Annotated in this window: 15 protein-coding genes and 1 pseudogene; 10 read left to right on the forward strand and 6 right to left on the reverse strand. The window is 65.9% G+C overall.

Features of this window, described 5'->3' with window-relative positions; all coding sequences use genetic code 11:
* The first annotated feature begins 39 nt into the window (after positions 1–39).
* Entirely contained in the window at positions 40–801 is a 762-nt protein-coding gene (locus tag ACWD0F_RS27900; RefSeq protein WP_449880350.1) for an IclR family transcriptional regulator, read from the forward strand.
* 185 nt (positions 802–986) lie between these two features.
* On the forward strand, positions 987–1,892 hold the full coding sequence (locus ACWD0F_RS27905; RefSeq protein ID WP_449880351.1) for a 5-dehydro-4-deoxyglucarate dehydratase: 906 nt from the start codon (positions 987–989) through the stop codon (positions 1,890–1,892).
* 324 nt (positions 1,893–2,216) lie between these two features.
* Here the strand turns inward: ACWD0F_RS27905 and ACWD0F_RS27910 are convergent, their stop codons facing one another.
* Positions 2,217–3,689 (reverse strand): aldehyde dehydrogenase (NADP(+)), encoded by a 1,473-nt coding sequence (locus tag ACWD0F_RS27910; RefSeq protein WP_449880353.1) that lies wholly within the window; start codon positions 3,687–3,689, stop codon positions 2,217–2,219.
* Between the two features lie 105 nt (positions 3,690–3,794).
* Between ACWD0F_RS27910 and ACWD0F_RS27915 the strand changes: the two genes are divergently transcribed.
* The 4 genes from ACWD0F_RS27915 to ACWD0F_RS27930 all read left to right on the forward strand — a co-directional run bounded on the left by ACWD0F_RS27915 (position 3,795) and on the right by ACWD0F_RS27930 (position 6,671).
* Positions 3,795–4,307: a hypothetical protein gene (locus tag ACWD0F_RS27915; RefSeq protein ID WP_449880355.1), complete on the forward strand. Its 513-nt coding sequence runs from the start codon at positions 3,795–3,797 to the stop codon at positions 4,305–4,307.
* Positions 4,304–4,480, forward strand: coding sequence for a hypothetical protein (locus ACWD0F_RS27920; protein WP_449880357.1), 177 nt, complete (start codon positions 4,304–4,306; stop codon positions 4,478–4,480). The genes ACWD0F_RS27915 and ACWD0F_RS27920 overlap by 4 nt, the downstream gene beginning before the upstream one ends.
* A gap of 94 nt (positions 4,481–4,574) precedes the next feature.
* Complete coding sequence (locus ACWD0F_RS27925) at positions 4,575–5,741, forward strand: hypothetical protein (protein ID WP_449880359.1); 1,167 nt, start codon at positions 4,575–4,577, stop codon at positions 5,739–5,741.
* 243 nt (positions 5,742–5,984) lie between these two features.
* On the forward strand, positions 5,985–6,671 hold the full coding sequence (locus ACWD0F_RS27930) for a DUF402 domain-containing protein (RefSeq protein WP_449880361.1): 687 nt from the start codon (positions 5,985–5,987) through the stop codon (positions 6,669–6,671).
* Positions 6,672–6,706: 35 nt separating this feature from the next.
* Here ACWD0F_RS27930 and ACWD0F_RS27935 read toward each other — a convergent pair whose 3' ends face one another.
* Both ACWD0F_RS27935 and ACWD0F_RS27940 read right to left on the reverse strand, forming a co-directional pair.
* The gene (locus ACWD0F_RS27935; RefSeq protein ID WP_449880363.1) at positions 6,707–7,348 is read right to left on the reverse strand and encodes a response regulator; all 642 of its coding nucleotides are present in this window, start codon (positions 7,346–7,348) and stop codon (positions 6,707–6,709) included.
* Positions 7,345–8,577 carry a sensor histidine kinase gene (locus ACWD0F_RS27940; RefSeq protein WP_449880365.1) on the reverse strand — a complete coding sequence of 411 codons (1,233 nt, stop codon included), beginning with the start codon at positions 8,575–8,577 and terminating at the stop codon, positions 7,345–7,347. Before ACWD0F_RS27940 ends, ACWD0F_RS27935 begins: the two co-directional genes overlap by 4 nt.
* A 112-nt stretch (positions 8,578–8,689) precedes the next feature.
* Here ACWD0F_RS27940 and ACWD0F_RS27945 point away from each other — a divergent pair.
* From ACWD0F_RS27945 to ACWD0F_RS27955, 3 genes and pseudogenes are all read left to right on the forward strand, one after another.
* Positions 8,690–9,382, forward strand: a pseudogene (locus ACWD0F_RS27945) (ABC transporter ATP-binding protein); the annotation flags it as partial.
* Between the two features lie 23 nt (positions 9,383–9,405).
* Positions 9,406–10,170, forward strand: a complete 765-nt coding sequence (locus ACWD0F_RS27950) for an ABC transporter permease subunit (protein ID WP_449880366.1) — start codon at positions 9,406–9,408, stop codon at positions 10,168–10,170.
* 336 nt (positions 10,171–10,506) lie between these two features.
* Positions 10,507–11,283: an ABC transporter permease gene (locus tag ACWD0F_RS27955; RefSeq protein WP_449880368.1), complete on the forward strand. Its 777-nt coding sequence runs from the start codon at positions 10,507–10,509 to the stop codon at positions 11,281–11,283.
* A gap of 262 nt (positions 11,284–11,545) precedes the next feature.
* Here ACWD0F_RS27955 and ACWD0F_RS27960 read toward each other — a convergent pair whose 3' ends face one another.
* The 3 genes from ACWD0F_RS27960 to ACWD0F_RS27970 all read right to left on the reverse strand — a co-directional run bounded on the left by ACWD0F_RS27960 (position 11,546) and on the right by ACWD0F_RS27970 (position 14,928).
* Entirely contained in the window at positions 11,546–13,231 is a 1,686-nt protein-coding gene (locus tag ACWD0F_RS27960; protein WP_449880370.1) for a ribonuclease J, read from the reverse strand.
* A gap of 54 nt (positions 13,232–13,285) precedes the next feature.
* Positions 13,286–14,161, reverse strand: coding sequence for a 4-hydroxy-tetrahydrodipicolinate synthase (gene dapA, locus ACWD0F_RS27965; protein ID WP_449880372.1), 876 nt, complete (start codon positions 14,159–14,161; stop codon positions 13,286–13,288).
* A gap of 320 nt (positions 14,162–14,481) precedes the next feature.
* The gene (locus ACWD0F_RS27970; RefSeq protein ID WP_449880374.1) at positions 14,482–14,928 is read right to left on the reverse strand and encodes a GNAT family N-acetyltransferase; all 447 of its coding nucleotides are present in this window, start codon (positions 14,926–14,928) and stop codon (positions 14,482–14,484) included.
* Positions 14,929–16,065: 1,137 nt separating this feature from the next.
* On the opposite strand from ACWD0F_RS27970, the gene ACWD0F_RS27975 reads away from it, so the two are divergent.
* A complete protein-coding gene (locus tag ACWD0F_RS27975; RefSeq protein ID WP_449880376.1) occupies positions 16,066–16,782 on the forward strand; it encodes a GntR family transcriptional regulator in 717 nt (238 codons plus the stop codon).
* Positions 16,783–17,576 lie beyond the last annotated feature (794 nt).

Consider the following 17,576-nt stretch of genomic DNA (forward strand, 5'->3'; position numbering starts at 1 on the left):
ATTCTGGATCTCCGAAGCCGCAGTCGAGATGGGATGAGTATGGAGCCCCAGTTGGTCAAGTCCGCCGAGCGGACGGTACGCATCCTGGAAGCCCTGGCCGAGTCGCACGAGAGCCTGACGCTGTCCGAGCTCCAGCAGCGCACCGGCTTTCCGCGGAGCAGTCTGCACGCTCTCATGCGCACGCTGGTCGAGCTCAACTGGGTCGAGACGGACTCGGCACGCTCGGCGTTCGGAGTCGGGCCGCACGCGCTGCTGACCGGCACCGCGTACCTGGACAAGGACCCCGCGCTGCCGTTCGCGCAGGAGACCCTGGAGGATCTGCGGGACGAGATTGGGCAAACCGTGCACTTCGCCCGTCGCGACGGGGGCCACGTGCTCTACCTGGCGACCAGGGAGTCACGCGATGCCGACCACATCATCCCCCGGGTGGGCCGGCGGCTGCCCGCCCACGTCACGGCGCTCGGGCAGGTGCTGCTCGCCCAGCTCACCGATGACGAGGTGGTGGCCCTGCTGTCCGACCCGCTGACGTCGCTGACCGAGCACACCATCACCGACCTGGCCAAGCTGACCGGGGAGCTCGACCAGGTCCGCACCAGGATGTGGTCGTACGAATGCGAGCAGGGCACGCTCGGCGTGGCCTGCGTGGCCGTCGCGGTGGACTACCGCATCCCGGCGACCGACGCGATCAGTTGCTCGATGCCCGCCAGGCTCACGCCCGCCGACGTCGAGCAGATCACCGAGGCAGTGATCAAACACACCCGCAAACTGGCTGCCACCCTCCGCCGGGAGGGCATCCGCTAGAAGGGGCGCCCCACCCGGAAGAGCACCCGCTAGACAGAACGCCCTCCACCCCGAAGGGCACCCGTCAGACAGAACGCCCTCCACCCCGAAGGGCACCCGTCAGACAGAACGCCCTCCACCCCGAAGGGCACCCGTCAGACAGAACGCCCTCCACCCGGAGGGGCACCCGCTAGAGAGGACCGCAGATGCGGCTGGATGGCGTGCTCTTCTTTCCGGTGACCCCCTTCGGGCCCGATGGCGACCTCGCCGAACCCGCGCTGGCCCGGCACGTCGCCGAGGGGGTCGCAGCCGGGGCCGGAGGAGTGTTCGCCGCCTGCGGCACCGGTGAGTTCAACGCCCTCGACCTCGACGAATACAGCAGGGTGGTGCACACCTCCGTCGCCGCCACCGACGGCCGCATCCCCGTCTTCACCGGGGCCGGCGGCACACTTCCCGCCGCCAAGGCCATCGCCCGCGCGGCGGCCGCCCACGGAGCCGACGGGCTCCTGCTGATGCCGCCCTACCTCGTCAGCGGCCCGCCCGCCGGCCTGGTCCGGTACGTCCGGGAAGTCGCCGCGGCCGGCGGTCTGCCCGTCATCATCTACCAGCGCGGCACCGCCCGCTTCACCCCTGAGGCGGTCGCCGAGCTGGCCACCGTGCCGAACGTGGTCGGGTTCAAGGATGGGCTGGGAGACCTCGACCTCCTGCAGCGCATCATCCTGACCGTGCGGCGCTCGGTCGGCGCCGACTTCACCTTCTTCAACGGGTTGCCTACCGCCGAGCTCACCGTGCCCGCCTACCGGGGGCTCGGGGTGAGCCTGTATTCGAGCGCGGTGTTCGCGTTCGCGCCCGAGATCGCGCTCGCCTTTCACCAGGCTGTCACGGGTGGGGACGAGGTGCTGGTACAGCGGCTGCTGACCGAGTTCTACCTGCCGTTGGTGGAGTTGCGCGACCTCGTGCCCGGGTACGCCGTCGCGTTGGTGAAGGCGGGAGTGCGGGTGCGAGGGCTGGAGGTGGGGGGCGTGCGGGCGCCTTTGGTGGATCCGACGGCGGAGCATGTGGTGCGGTTGGAGCAGATCATCGGCGCCGGCTTGGAAATCGCCGGCAGCTGACCTCCCTCACCCCGCCAACCCCCACACTCAACCCCTCAGCCCCCGTGCCCACGTCTCCACAAGACGCCACCCCCGCCATCACCACCGGACGCCACTCCCGCTGAACCACCAGGCGCAACCCCACCGGCACCCACCGGACGCCGCTCCCACCACCGCCACGGGACGACGCAGCCCCCGCCACCGCTGCCGAGCGCCACTCCTACCGCATCACAAGGCGCAACCCCCACCGACCACCCACCCGGACGCCGCTCCCACCGCCATCACAGGACGACGCAGCCTCCGCCACCATCGAACGCCACTCCCACGCCAGACCGAGCAGGACCGTCAGACCGCCTGCAACCGCCCATCAACCTTGCGCGGAATGGACAGCGGGTTGTCATCCTTCAGCTCGTCCGGCAGCAGCGCCACCGGCCAGTCCTGATACGCCGTCGGCACCACCCACCGCTGAATGGCCGTAGCCCCCACCGACGTGAACGTCGACGTCGACGCAGGCCACGGGCCACCGTGATGCATCGCCGAGCACACGGCCACCCCGGTAGGCCACCCGTTCCAGATGACCCGCCCAGCCTTCCGGCTCAGCACCTCGGCGACCTCTGCGGCCTCATCCGGCTCAGTGCCGTGAACGGTAGCCGTAAGCGACCCTTCCAACCGCTCAAGAACCGGCCGCAGATCGGAAATCTCCTGATACGTCACCACAATGGCCGCCGGTCCGAAGCACTCCTCCGCGATCCGCGGCAACTTCTCCTCGAACGAGCCGAGATCCGTGGCGAACACCTTCGGCGTGACGGCCAGGTCACCCGCCCCCGGCGCACCCTCGGCCAGCAACCGCAGCTCACCGAGTCGCTCGACACCTCCCAGGTATCCGTCCCTGATCCGCTCGGCCAGCATGGCCCCGCCGGTCGTTCCCTCGACCGCCTCGACGATCGCCTGGCGCAGCTCGTCACCCTCGGGCACGAACAAGAGGCCGGGATTCGTACAGAACTGCCCGACTCCGAGCGTCAGCGACCCCGCGAACCCCGAGGCCACCTCCTTGACCGGCGCCGAAGGAAGCACGACCACCGGATTGACGCTGCCGAGCTCGCCGTAGAACGGAATCGGCGTCTCACGCTCATCGATCAGCCGCTGGATCGCCTTGCCGCCGGCCACCGACCCGGTGAACCCCGCCGCGACCACCCCGGGATGCTGCACCAGATCGACACCGGCCTGCATGCCCTGCACCAGACCGAGCAGGTCAGGGTACGGCAGCGCGTCACGCACGATCTTCGCCACTCGCTCGGACGTGTTCGGATGCCCGGGATGCGCCTTGACGACCACCGGGCACCCCGCCGCCAGCGCGGAGGCGGTGTCGCCGCCGGCCACGGAGAACGCGAACGGGAAGTTGCTGGCCGCGAAGACGGCGACGACACCGGGCATGGCGTGCTTCATCCGCCGCACGTCGGGCCGGGGCGGGGTAAGGGACGCGTCAGCGTGATCGATGATGGCTTCCAGGTAACCGCCATCCCTGATCACCTCGGCGAAGAGCCTGAACTGCCCCGCCGCACGCCCCACCTCGCCGCGCAGCCGCCCCTCGCCGAGTGCGGTCTCCTGGTCAGCGATCTTCCAGAGCTCGTCCACGTTCGCGGAGAGCGCGTCGGCGACGGCCTCGAGCGCGGTCGCCCGCTCAGCGGCCGGGGTCGCGCGCCAGGCGGCGCCGGACGCGGCCGCAGCCGAAACGATCGCGTCGACCCCGGCGGTGTCGGTCTCGGGCAGAGCGGCGCCCACGGTCTCGCCGGTCCTGGGGTCGTGTCCGTAGATCATCGAATGGCCCTTCGGAGTCTTGACACTTCTTCAGCCCAATTCTTACAGTTGCGGCAACTTGTCCACAAATCTGGCTATTGTTCACATATATGGACGGCGGTCGCAATGATCATCACCCGGACCCAGGCGACTCCCGTCGCCTTCCGGGATCCGCCCCTTCTGAACGCCACCGGAGTCCACCGGCCGTGGGCCCTCCGTACCATTGTCGACCTCGTCACCGATCAGGATCTGACCGGGTCGAGTGAGCCCTACGGCCACCTCGCGCATCTGCGCAAGGTGCGCGAGCGCGCGCAGGCGCTGAATGAGCTCCACGTGCGTGCCGCGCACACGCCGTACGCTCGGATCGCCGCGACCGTCTGCGACGTGGCGACCAACCTGCGGCGCGGCCTCACCGGCATCGCCACCAAAGAGATGAACGTCGACCAGGCATTCTCCCCCTTTGAGGTCGCCTGCCTGAACGGTCGCGGCAAGACCGCCAGAGGGCCGGTGACCGACCCGCCGAGCGGCCGGGCCAGGGGCACGGTGCCATACAGGGCATACCTCTTCTACAAGCGGGCCGGTCATCTGGCGAGGACCCGAACAGATTCGGCGTCGCCCTGGACAAGGGGGACACGGTGAAACAAGCCACCCTCCTGATCAAGAAGTACGGACTCCAGTCGATCAAACTCAAAGGCGGCATGTTCGCGCCTGACCAGGAGATCGCTGCGATCAAGGCCGACGTTGCCGTCCTCGCCCCCGCAGTGCCTGGCCTCGGCGGCGTCGAACTCGACCGGACGCCCTGGCCGTCATGAACGAGCAGTACGAGAAATGCGGCACTCTCGCCCGCGACGATACGAGCTACATGCGGCGCTTCGAGCCCGCCCTTTCGGCAAGGAGACCACGCTGGTGAACGTCGCATACATCTACCCCTGGGACATCGTCGGCGACCCTTCCGCCCCCGCCCGCCTGGCCGACCTGGGCGTCGAAGCAGTTGCCCTGGCAGCCAGCTACCACTCAACCCGCGCAGCCACCCCCTACCACCCCGACCATCGCGTGCTGGACGTCCCATATCCGGCTTTCTACCTCCCCATCCGCCCTACTTCCTGGGGTCGCCTGGTACCGGCCAGCCCGACCTGGACCCCTGCGGACGCGTACCTTCAGGCCAGCGACGCCATCAAGGCCGCAGGCCTCCAGGTGCACGCCTGGACGGTCCTCACCCACAATTCCCGCCTGGGCACCGCGAACCCGGACCTCGTTGTCCGCAACGCCTTCGGCGACCCTTACCCATACGCCCTCTGCCCCGCCCACGATGACGTCGTCGAGTACTGCGCACACCTCGTCGAGGAGATCCTCACGGTAGGCGAGCCGGACGGGCTGATCTTGGAAGCCTGCGGCCCCATGGGCTTCACCCACCAGAGCGTGCACGAAAAGACGTCAGGCGCGGACTGGACAGCCGACGACGCCGACCTCCTCTCCTTGTGCTTCTGCACGTCCTGCGCCGACCGCTACCCGCCGACGACCAAGGACCGCGTCCGCGCAGCCATAGACCGCACCCAAAGCGCAACCCCCAGCACGAGCCCCTCTCTCACAACCACAGCCGACCACTCCTCCACGACCATCGAAGACGCACTCGGTCCACTGGCCGATGAGATCCGAGCGCTACGCCTCGAGCTATCCAGTTCCCTGCGCCAACGCCTGATCGCCACCGCCAGAAGGACAGCCCCCCACGTCCCCATCACCTTGCACGCCGACCCGAACCCATGGGCGGCAGGCGCCTTCGCTGCCCTCCCTGCGGGCGAGCCCGAAGCAGACATCCTGGTCGGCGCCTGCTGGGGCGACCCGGTCACGGACGCCGCCCGTCTAGCTCAACTCACGGAACTATCGACCCCAGGCCAGCGAGTGGCCGCCTACGTCCTCGCACTCCCACCCCGCCCTGCCGACCCCACCACCCTCGCCGACTACCTCAGGACATACGCCAAGGCAGGAGCCACGGACTTTCACCTCTACCACGCCGGCCTCGCCTCCCCTCAACGCCTGGCGACCATCACCGAGGCCCTACGCCTCTATTCCTGAGCGACAAGCCCACCACCATGTAGACACACCTCCCGCGCGATGTAATGGCATACCCTCCATACCGATGAGCGAGCACACGGCGGGTTCAACCAGTCGTCGCAACAACGACTCCTTGAACCCGAGCACAGCCCAAGAACAAGCACCGAATGGCACCCCCCATCCACCCATCACCTCGTTTTACACGCGTTACTCCAAGTGGCATACGCACCATACGGACACCCAGACCCGGATATGGTGCCCCATATGACTGATGTGCGCATCGTGTATCGAAAGTACGGCGGAGCACTTCACTGGAATCACACCGGCAGGCTTTTAGGCGAGGATGAGCATGGCGTCTGGGTGGAAATACCCGGCGGGACGGTCGCCCGCAAAGGAGACGGTCCTCCTGTAACGTGGCCAACGTCCGCGATCATGCTGTTCCCACGAAACGCCTGGTGGACAGCTTCCTTCAACTCTCCACCCGATCGAAGCGAGATTTACGTCGACGTCACCACGATCCCAATTTGGACGGAACACGAAGTCACCACGCTCCCGCACCAGACCAACCACGAAACCACCACGCTCCCGCACCAGACCAACCACGAAACCACCACGCTCCCGCACCAGACCAACCACGAAACCACCACGCTTCGGGACCAGACCGAACAGGAAACCACCACGCTCCGGGACTGCGAAAACGCCACGCTCCTGAAGCGGACTGAACATGAAGTCACCATGCTGGACCTCGACCTGGACGTCATTCGTATGCGAGACGGCCGCCTCATCCTCGACGACGAGGACGAGTTCGCCGAGCATCAGGTCACACTTGGATACCCGCCCGCGTTAATCACTCAGGCACAGAACACCGCGCAGTGGCTACTCGACGCTGTCGGAAACAAGAAGGGGCCATTCGGAGGCGCACACCTGAAGTGGCTTTCGATGAAAACCTGACTTACGCCGCCATCACATAGCTCGGTTCGACTCCATCATCCTGCGGCAGTAACCAATCCACTCTCATACGCCGCGATAACAAGCTGCGCCCGATCCCGAGCCTCCAACTTGGCCAGCAGTCGAGTGATATGGGTCTTGACCGTCGCCAGACTCAACTGCAAATGCCCAGCGATCTCCCTGTTTGACAACCCACGCGCAATCAATGTCAACACTTCCCGCTCCCGCCCCGTCACTCCCCCCAGACCCCTCACCTGGGACACGGCAGGTGTACGCGTGAACTCCTCGATCAACCGTCGAGTGACGGTGGGGGCCAGCAGCGCCTCCCCACCCGCGACCACCCGGATAGCGGCAAGCAGATCCACCGGTGGCGTGTCTTTCAACAAAAATCCACTTGCCCCGGCCCGCAAGGCGTCATAAACATATGCGTCGAGGTCGAACATCGTAACAACAAGAATTCGAGAAACATCCCTGATCTGCCGCGTGGCCTCTATGCCATCCATTTCCGGCATGCGAACATCCATGAGCACGACATCGGGCCGCTGTTCCCGGACAACGGAGACGGCTTCCACTCCTGTCGCCGCCTCGCCCACCACAATCAGATCAGGCTCGCTGTCGACCAGCACCCTGAAACTCCCTCGGAGCAGAGCCTGGTCGTCTGCGACGACGACCCGAATCAAGAAACATCCCCGAGGGGAAGTCGCGCGAAAACGCGGAATCCTCGTACAGGCAGATTCCCCGCTTCGAACGCTCCGCCGTACATCATCACCCGCTCCCGCATCCCGATCAGGCCATGCCCAGCACCATCAGCAGGCAATGTACGTCTCCCCGGCCCGTCATCGATCACTTCGATGCGTACCTCTCTCTCCGCAGCGACCACCGCCACCCGGCATCGGGCGTGACCAGCGTGTTTGACGACATTCGTGAGAGCCTCCTGCACGATGCGATAGATCGAGAAACTCACACCTGCAGACAATGGCGCGTGCTTCCTGACCTCACCTTCACCGATGGGTTCCTTGAGCTCCTCCATCGGATCTACGTCAAGGCCCCCGCCAGCTCCGACCTGCATATCGAGCTCAACTTCGACCCCAGCCAGCCGAGCCTGCTCTACGAGCCGCTCAACCCCGGCGAGCCCCGGAGCGGGAAGGCGTTCCGGCACAGCCGTGGATCGCAGCACACCCAGCAGGTGGCGCATCTCAACCAGCGCACTGCGGCTGGCGGTCTCGATCACGCGTAAGGCATCATGCGCTTCTTCCGGCCGGGTCGCCAACACGTGGTTGGCGACGCCGGCCTTGACCGCGATCAGCCCGACGTTGTGCGTGACCACGTCGTGCAGCTCGCGGGCGATCCGTAGCCGTTCGTCCGTCACCGCCTGCGCTGCCAGCCGTTCAGCGTCTTTCACCGCATAGAGTCGGCGCTCCTGCATGGCCCGCCCGATCGTCCATGCACCGCCCAATGCTGCGATTCCGAGGAGCGGCTGGTCCAGATGAAGCATCCAGTCCGGCGCACTCTCACGCGGCGTGCCTGCCACCACCATCCCGAAGACCGTCACCAGACTGACCGCCCCGATGGAAGACGTCGGAACCATGGCGCCCCACCGATCGGACAGAGCGACGATGTAAACCGCATACGCAGGCGCGAGATAAGCGAACCCGATCACGTCGAACAGCGCCGCGAAGACGGCGAGCAGCAGCGTCAAGCCGAAGACGGGCAGCGGCCACAACCTTCGGACGGCCAGCGGCAGCCCCAACCCAAGAGGAAGGGCTAACTTCAGCCATGGCGGGAGCGCCAAGGCATTGGCAGTCATCGTCAAGGACACGAGCGCGAAACCCAGCCCTGCCACCAAGTCGAGCATGATCAGTTGGCGACGGCTCAAGCGCCGGGCGAAGAAGGGATGCGTGTCGTCCACGCGTTGAACCGTAGCCGCTGAACCAGGCCGCCCACGTCAACCCACGGTCTGACCTTGAGGTTCCAACCGTGGTCCGACGCGCCGCCGACCCACCGCACCGCATCCTTACGGCATGATCGAACTCCGCAACCTCACGAAGCGCTACGGCCGCACTCTCGCCGTAGACCAGCTCTCTTTCAAGGTAGCGCCCGGCCACGTGACGGGTTTCCTGGGCCCCAACGGCGCCGGCAAGTCCACCACGATGCGCCTGATCCTAGGTCTCGACGCCCCGACCTCCGGCCAAGCACTGGTCAACGGGCACCAATATAGATCCCTGAGCAAACCGATGCGCGAGGTGGGCGCGCTCCTCGACGCGAGCGCCGTGCATGGCGGGCGCAGCGCCTACGACCACCTGCTCTGCCTGGCCCGCACCAATGGCATAGGCCCCGCACGGGTGGCCGAGGTTCTCGCGCAGGTCGGACTGTCCGGTGTGGCCCGCAAACGGGTGGGAGGGTTCTCACTCGGCATGAAACAACGGCTGGGCATCGCGTCTGCGCTGCTCGGCGATCCAGGTGTGTTGATGTTCGACGAGCCGGTCAACGGCCTGGATCCCGACGGTGTGCGCTGGATCCGTGACTTGATGCGCTCTCTGGCCGCGGAAGGCAGGACAATTCTGCTCTCCAGCCACCTGATGAGCGAAATGGCCCTCACTGCCGAGCACATCGTCATCATCGGTCGCGGCAAGCTGATCACCGAGGCCACGGTCAGAGACCTGACTGCGCGCTATCCGTCGCTCGAAGACGCTTACCTGGCTCTGACCGCCGACAGCGTCCAGTACGGAGCCGTCCGATGAAGACCGCGTTCCCCTCCGAGTGGCTGAAGCTACGCTCTGTGACCTCGACCTACTACACGATCGGCACAGCAGCTCTCACAGTGCTCCTCGGCGTTGTGTGGACCCTCTACGTGAGCGGTATCGCCGACGAGCGGGGCTCGCTGCGGGCCGCAGCACCGGAGCAGGGCTTCCTCCCGCTCATCCAGATGAGTCTCGCAGTGCTCGGAGTGCTGGCAATCACTTCCGAGTACGCCACCGGCATGATCCGCACCAGCCTCACTGTCGTTCCCAAGCGCGGCACATTACTCCTGGCCAAGGCCTGCATCGTGGGCTTGGTCACGCTGGTGACCGCCACCTCCATCCTTGTCGTCACTTATTCGGCGAGCCGTCTGATCGCCAGTGGCCACCGCCTCGGCTTCAACGAGGCCTCAGTCTCCGGCGATGCGCCGACGCTGTTGGCCTCGGCACTATCAGTGTCGGCGCTCGCGCTGGTTGGGCTCGGCCTGGGCGCAGCCACCCGCTCCACAACAGGAGGGATCGTGTCAGTCGTGGCGCTGCTGTTCGTGCTGCCCGGGGTCGTCAGTTACCTGCCCCCGCCGTGGAACACACGCGTGGCCACGCCGCTTCTGCCGAACCTGGTGCCGCAGATAACCGGCAACCAGCTCTCATCACGACTGGGTGAGGGTCTTCTACCTCCGTGGGCTGCCCTTGCCGTGCTCCTCGCCTACCCAGTGACGGTCCTCGCCATCGGCTACCACCAAATCAACCGGAGAGACGCATGAGCACACGAAGCACCCCTGAACAGGCAGATCGACACGACCGCATGATTCGGGAAGGGGAACACCAACACAACTGACTCCCGATCATCAGAGCCCCCGAACAGGAGTGTCGCGCGCAGCACCCGGGCGGACGCGCATTAGCCGACACCGCGGAAAGCGCACCCGGGGAGACCCGATCGTCAGGTGAAACATGCCTCGCGCCACCGCGCCACCGCGCCACCGCGCCACCGCGCCACCGCGCCACCGCAGAGGATGCACGACGGCCGGCGCCCGAAACAAACGCCCCACTCCCCCGAACAGGACACGCATGAGCATCGACCCGCTGAAACGAAGGTACATATGAGCGTGCTCGCCTCCGAATGGCTGAAACTCCGCTCGGTCCGCTCGACATACCTGATTCTCGCCCTGAGCCTCGGCTCAATCTTGCTTGGCCTGGCACTCGCCGTAGCAGCGGCCGGCATGTACGACAGCGCTCCCTCCGAGCAACGACCGAGCGCCCGCATCGCAGACCTGGAGGAGGTCGTCGTGCTCGTGCCCCAGCTGTGCCTGGGCATCCTGGGCACACTAGCCATCACCTCGGAATACGTCACCGGCCTGGTCAGAACGAGTCTGACCATCGTTCCCCGCCGCTGGCCCGTGCTCGCCGCCAAATCCGCGATTGTGGGCTCACTGGGCCTGATCGTGGGCGCGGCAGCGGTCTTCGGCACCTACTCCGTCACCCGCTGGGTGCTGGGTGATCGCTTCTCGGGTGCGTACGCCGGCTCCTTCGCCGACAAGCTGCCACTCCTGACAGCAACCAGCCTCACCGTGCCGGTCTTCGCGCTACTCGGTCTTGGTCTGGGCGCGCTTCTGCGATCCACAGCCGGTGCGGTCACCATCATGTCTGGCCTCGTCTACGTGATCCCCCTGATCATCGGCAACGTGCCAGAGCCTTGGAGTGAGCGCCTGGGTTCGCTGATGATCGGAGCGCTCCCCCGAGAGATCACCGGTGACACTCTCACCACCTCGTGGTACGGGTCACTTCTGTCGCCCGCAGCCGCAGCGGCGGTGCTGACCTGCTACGCGGCGCTCCCGGTGCTGTCCGCAGCCTGGCTGGTACGTAGGCGGGACGTCTGACGTGCAGATCTACGAGGTCATGATGCCGTGGTTTCAGCGCGAGGGCGCCAACCGCCCGTTCCAAGGTCATTGGCCAGGTCATCCGTGGCGCCTCGGGCTCCGCCGCATCGTGCGCTCACTGCTATATCGCCAGTCAGGGCGGGACGCCGGCCACACCGTCACACCAACTCCGGGCGGACGAGGCAGTCGCATCGCGAGACACGCGCATGACCACCCATGGGTACGGCAGGCGATAACGCCTGCCGTACCGTCACCGGAGGGCTCAGACCTCGAGCACCACGGGGATGATCATCGGTCGGCGGCGATAGGTGTCGCTCACCCAGCGGCCGACCGTGCGCCGGACCACCCGGCGGATCTCCTGTATGTCGATCACACCATCGGCGGCCTTCTCCTCAAGGACGCGTTGGATCTGCGGAATGAACCCCTCGAACTGCGCGGGGTCGATGCCGGATCCCCGCGCATGGATTTCCGGGCCCGCAGTGAGCTTGCCCGTGTTGGAGTCGACCACGATGACCACGGAGATGAAACCCTCGTCGCCGAGAATCCTGCGGTCTTTCAGCGAGGTGTCCGTGATCTCGCCCACCGACGAACCGTCCACGTAGACATACCCGGCGTGCACCGCACCGACGATCTTCGCTCTGCCATCGACCATGTCCACCACGACGCCGTCCTCGGCGATCACGATGTGGTCATCGGGCACGCCGGTGAGGGCGGCCAGTTTGGCGTGGGCGCGCAGGTGGCGCCATTCGCCGTGCACCGGCATGAAGTTCGACGGACGCGTCAGGTTGAGGACGTAGAGAAGCTCGCCAGCGGCCGCGTGGCCCGAGACGTGCACCTTGGCGTTGCCTTTGTGCACAACGCGAGCGCCCCACCGGGTCAGTCCGTTGATGACCTTGTTGACCGCAGTCTCGTTCCCGGGCACCAGCGACGAAGCCAGCAGCACGGTGTCACCCGCAGCGATCCGGATCGGATGATCGCGGCCGGCCATCCTGGACAGCGCCGCCATCGGCTCACCCTGGGACCCGGTGCAGACCAGCACCACGTCTTGGGGCGGCCACTCTTCGATGTCGCGCGAATCGACGATCAGTTCCGGTGGCACCTTGAGATAGCCCAGGTCGCGAGCCACCCCCATGTTGCGCACCATAGAGCGTCCGACGAGGGCCACCTTGCGGCCGTGCCTCGCGGCGGCGTCCATGACCTGCTGGATGCGGTGCACGTGCGAAGCGAAGCTGGCCACGATGACCCGCTGCTCAGAGGTGCGGATCACCTCGTCGATGACCGGCCCGATCTCCCGCTCGCTGGTGACGAACCCCGGCACCTCGGCGTTGGTCGAGTCGGACATCAGCAGGTCGACGCCCTCTGTGCCGAGCCTGGCGAAGCCGCCGAGGTCGGTGAGACGCCCATCGCTCGGCAACTGGTCCATGCGGAAGTCGCCGGTGTGCAGGACTATGCCCGCGGGCGTCCTGATGGCCACGGCCAGCGCGTCCGGGATCGAGTGGTTGACCGCGAGGAACTCGCAGTCGAATGGCCCGAATACGTGCCGTTCACCCTCGACCACCTGGTGCTTGGTCGGTTGGATCCTGTGCTCGGTCAGCTTGGCCTCGATGAGGGCAAGTGTGAGCCTGGATCCGATGAGCGGAATATCGCGCCGCTCCCGCAGCAGATACGGCACCGCCCCGATGTGGTCTTCGTGAGCGTGTGTCAGCACCACGGCTTCGATGTCGTCGAGCCGGTCTCTGATGTATTCGAAGTCGGGCAGGATCAAATCCACGCCCGGCTGGTCGGGCTCGGGGAACAACACCCCGCAGTCGACGATCAGCAAGCGGCCGTCGTACTCGAAGACGGCCATATTCCTGCCGATCTCCCCCAGCCCGCCGAGCGCAACGATGCGCAAGCCGCCTTCAGGCAGCGCGGGCGGGGGGCCAAGCTCAGGATGCGGATGGCTCATGCCAGGCCCCCACGGTCAGATCGTGTTCTCAAAACTCCCGGTTCCTCCCCGTTCCTATGCGTCTGTCAACTTCACCCCGCCGGCTACCAGGCAAGCTCGCAGCTCGGCGATTTGCTTCTCTGTTGCGTCCACGAGCGGCAGCCGTACCGGTCCAACCGGCATGCCCACCATGCTCAGTGCCGCCTTTGCCATGATCGCGCCGCCCGCGCGCAGCATGACCCCGTCGACCACGGGTGCCACCTGGTTGTGCAGGGCCAGCGCCTGTGCGACCTCTCCGCTTCTGTGCAGATGGATCATGCGCGCCAGATCTGCGCCCACCACGTGCCCCACGACGCTGACGAACCCTGCCGCGCCGAGGGAGAGCCAGGCCAGGTTGAGCAGGTCATCGCCAGAGTAGAAGACAAGATTTGTCGCGATCATCACCTGGCTGGCGGCGAACAGGTCACCCTTGGCGTCCTTCACTGCCACGATGCGTTCGTGCTGCGCCAGCCTGATCAACGTCTCTGTTTTGATCGGTACGCCACTACGCCCTGGAATATCGTAAAGCATCACAGGCAGGCCGGTCGCATCAGCGACGGCGGTGAAGTGGCGGTACAGACCCTCCTGCGGAGGCTTGTTGTAATAAGGCGTCACCACCAGCAGGCCGTGCGCACCGGCTCGTGCCGCCTGCTTCGCGAGCTCAACGCTGTGGCGCGTGTCGTTGGTGCCGGCCCCCGCCACCACGGTCGCGCGGTCACCAACGGTATCGAGGACGGCGCTGACGATGCGCTGCTTCTCCTCGTCCGACGTCGTGGGCGACTCACCGGTCGTCCCGTTGACGATCAAACCGTCGTTCTGCTGCTCGTCCACCAGATAGGCGGCAAGACGCCGCACAGCCACATAGTCGACCTCGCCATCGGAGGTGAACGGCGTGACCATCGCGGTCAGCATACGGCCGAAGGGTGCTTCGGTGGTTCCAGTTGGCGATGCCATAGTACGAACGCTACCTGGATTCAGAAATCCAGTGGACCTCGCCACCCCGTTTCGCCTGCCTCAAGTCCGGTTCGCCCTCATTCACAGGCATCTTGAGCCTCAGAACGAACAGCACCGCCGCCAACGGCGGCAGCCCTCATCGTACGTTCCATCAGCACGAATCGAACCCCGCCGAGTGCCCCCACCCGCGCGGACGCCACGGACGGCCGCAGTCCTCACCTCAGCACCAAGCCCGACCGGCCCGGGTAATCACCACCAAGCAACCTGGTCGACCCGCCCTACTGCGGCAAATCAATCTGATACCTGATAAATCCCCGATTCTCGGCAACTTTGTCATACAAGCGGCGCGCGGTGTGGTTCGACTCGTGCGTGTTCCAATACACCCGGGAGCAGCCGCGCTGACCGGCCCAGTCCGTCACGGCCTCGATCAGTCCGCGCGCCACGCCCTGGCCACGGGCATCCGGCGCGGTGAACAGATCCTGGAGGTAGCAGACGTCAATGTCCGGTGCCGAGGTGTTCGCATGGGTGAAGAAATGCGTGATGCCAACGAGCCGCCCATCCAGCCTTGCCCCCAGAGCGTGCAGGCGGGAGCCAGCCAGGAACTCTTGCCATGCGCGGTCGTACATCTCGTCCGGCTCGACTCGCTCGTAGAAGTCGATGTAGGCACGGAACAAGCCCTCCCAGGCATCCCGATCGAACGGAAGGAGCTTGTCAATGCTGATCATGTATTTCCCTCTTGGTCGTGCAGCCCGAAGGGGCTACGAGCCCGCCCTGGCGCCGGCCGCCCTTCAGGGCATGCCGCGACGGGTTCATCGTCATGGACGTCGACAGCTCAACCTAGGCAGAAGTGGACTCCTGGCCTACGGCCACTTAAGGGCGATTTCAGACGACCACTCGGCGCCCAGCCCTCATCGCAGGAGACCCGAACAGCACCCAGCCCCGCTTTTCGCAAGCGCCCAGCCCGCTGTTCGCAAGTCGAGCGCTCGACCGTCTCCGCTGAGCGAGCAAGGCGCCAGCTCAGCGGGCGCTGTCCGCCATGGACGCGCTCGACCTCCGCGCTGGCTACGGGGGCGGCGAAGCGCCGAACCTCTTCCCGGAAACAATCAGCGCCTCAATGGCTGCGCAAACGACGCCTGGGCCACACTATCTAGTCATATGGACATATTTTGTCGAACACGATGACGCATCCCACATCGAGCGCCAGGGCATCATGACGACCATCCCGCGCACAGGGGCCGACTTGGCCACAGCAGCGATGCGGGCTGGGCGCGGGCTTCGCGTAGGACCGATGCGGTGGTGCGCCGCGACACCGCACCTTGCCGCGTCACCAGCGTGACAGAAAACCGCCCCCCAGATCGTGCTCTGCCTCGACGGCGAGGTCCGCGCCGGCGACGCGCGCTTCTCGTCCCGCCAGCCTGAGCGAATCACCGCAGCCGGCAATCACGCTGCACGCCGCCTGGTCGCCGCCATCGAGAACCTCGGCCTATGGGTGTGCCGCCAGTCGCAGTGACCGGTGCAGGACTCCGCGCTTTGAGGACTCCTCGCTCAGCGTCCTCACCGATCCCACGCTCAGTCCAAGCCGCACGCACCAGAGGGCGGCCGACCAGGCCGTTCGCGTGCCGTCCATCATCGTGGCCCGGGAAGGCGGACAGTGGAAGAGGCCGCCGATATGTGCTCGGGGGTACACACATCGACGACCTCTACCGGAGAATCGCCACCCCTTACATCGGCGTTACAGGGTTTCGCCGATAATTTTCCGCCATCGCAAAGTTGGGGCTCCAGCAGTCATCGATGACGGTCGGTTACCTGCCGAATACGGCAACATGGGGCAACGCCTCACACGAACCCCCAGGGATGGACTAGTGGCCACCTCAGATCCGGTCTACCTGCGTGTCGTCGAAGACATTCGGCGACAGATCACCGACGGCACCCTTCCCCCCGGCGCGCCCATCCCCTCACGGGCGCAGCTCACCCGTAAGTATCAGGTCGGCGAGACCGCCGCCCGCCACGCGCTTCGCGTGCTCGCCAGCGAAGGTCTCATCATCGGCCGCGTGGGCTCGGGCCATTACGTCAGGGAACGTCCTGACCTGACGACGCTCTACCGATGGCGTTTTCTCGATCATCCGGCCCCGTTCGCGGCCGACCTGCAGTCTCAGGGCAGACGCGTGACGTGGGACTGGCACAGCGAACCGGCGGAAGCGGACCCTGACATCGCCAGACGACTACGTCTCAAAGAGACGACCGCGCTGACCAAGACACGATATGTCTTCCGCGGCGACGGGAGACCGCTTCAGATTGCCACCTCCTATGAGCCGATGGAGTTCACACCCCACACGGAAGAAGAGCGACGGAGCCTGGTCGCCAGGATGTACGCGCACGGCATAAAGATCACTGAGATTGTCGAGAGCGTGCATACCCGTGTCCCCAGACCAGCGGAGAGCGACGCGCTCGATCTGGCGGCTGGCGTTCACGTGCTTCATGTGGAACGTACCCATTGGGCAGGTGACCGCCCTGTGGAGACAAGCGACATCGTCATCCCGGGCGACCGATTCCGGATTACGTACAGCATGCCCGTTTAGGCCTCCATCGCGCACAGACTGCCCGTCTTAGGACGGAAGGCACCGGGCGAGTAGATCGCCTCGCCCGGAGCCTCCGACCTCACCAATCGGCGCCCCACCGTACCCACGCGCAACCGTGTACAGCTCCACGGCTTCTCCCCTCACACTCAACGCAGCCACAGCGCCCGTTGCCACTCGTTCGCTCTAACACCGTCATGCCTGCGGCGAAATGACCGGGCGCCAAAACATGAGAGCCGGCAGGTAAGCAGCCAAGTGAGGCATGCGGGCAACAACGGCCTTGCCCCGCTGGTCACCCATCTCCACCCGAGACTCGACTCTCGGTTTCGAGGTCGCGCCAGCCGACAGGCGGATATTGAACACCGGCCGACGCAACACCACCCCGCTCAGCACCGACTCAGCGCTCAGCCTCGCGGTCGCGCTGGGCCAGGGCCGGTACTGAACACCAACAGACACGACACCACGCCGCTCAGCACCGACTCGACGCTCAGCCTCAAGGTCGCGCTGACCCACGGGCCGGCACCGAACACCAGGCGGCGCAGCACCATTCGGCCGTGTAAGCCGATCACCGGCAGCTTTCCACCAGTAGGCATCTTTCCTCCTCATCGCCACAAGTTCCCCCTCACCCCGTGCGCAGCAACACGGCGGCTCGGACGACTACACCCTTGGCAAGAAGGCCAGGCTGCGGCTCGTGGGGGCTAGTACTCCAGCCGCACTTCCCTGAAGTAGGTGTGCCTGGGCATGCCTGGGACGACCCAGGACCACCTGGGTCTGTCGGGGTAGATCCTGGGTGAAAG

The sequence above is a fragment of the Nonomuraea sp. NPDC002799 genome, assembly GCF_053592075.1.

Excerpts from the sequence above, each read along its gene's own strand:
- ACWD0F_RS27900 (WP_449880350.1), top strand. The coding sequence starts at position 40 with ATGGAGCCCCAGTTGGTCAAGTCCGCCGAGCGGACGGTACGCATCCTG.
- ACWD0F_RS27905 (WP_449880351.1), top strand. The coding sequence starts at position 987 with ATGCGGCTGGATGGCGTGCTCTTCTTTCCGGTGACCCCCTTCGGGCCC.
- ACWD0F_RS27910 (WP_449880353.1), bottom strand. The coding sequence starts at position 3,689 with ATGATCTACGGACACGACCCCAGGACCGGCGAGACCGTGGGCGCCGCT.
- ACWD0F_RS27915 (WP_449880355.1), top strand. The coding sequence starts at position 3,795 with ATGATCATCACCCGGACCCAGGCGACTCCCGTCGCCTTCCGGGATCCG.
- ACWD0F_RS27930 (WP_449880361.1), top strand. The coding sequence starts at position 5,985 with ATGACTGATGTGCGCATCGTGTATCGAAAGTACGGCGGAGCACTTCAC.
- ACWD0F_RS27950 (WP_449880366.1), top strand. The coding sequence starts at position 9,406 with ATGAAGACCGCGTTCCCCTCCGAGTGGCTGAAGCTACGCTCTGTGACC.
- ACWD0F_RS27955 (WP_449880368.1), top strand. The coding sequence starts at position 10,507 with ATGAGCGTGCTCGCCTCCGAATGGCTGAAACTCCGCTCGGTCCGCTCG.
- ACWD0F_RS27960 (WP_449880370.1), bottom strand. The coding sequence starts at position 13,231 with ATGAGCCATCCGCATCCTGAGCTTGGCCCCCCGCCCGCGCTGCCTGAA.
- dapA (WP_449880372.1), bottom strand. The coding sequence starts at position 14,161 with ATGCTGACCGCGATGGTCACGCCGTTCACCTCCGATGGCGAGGTCGAC.
- ACWD0F_RS27970 (WP_449880374.1), bottom strand. The coding sequence starts at position 14,928 with ATGATCAGCATTGACAAGCTCCTTCCGTTCGATCGGGATGCCTGGGAG.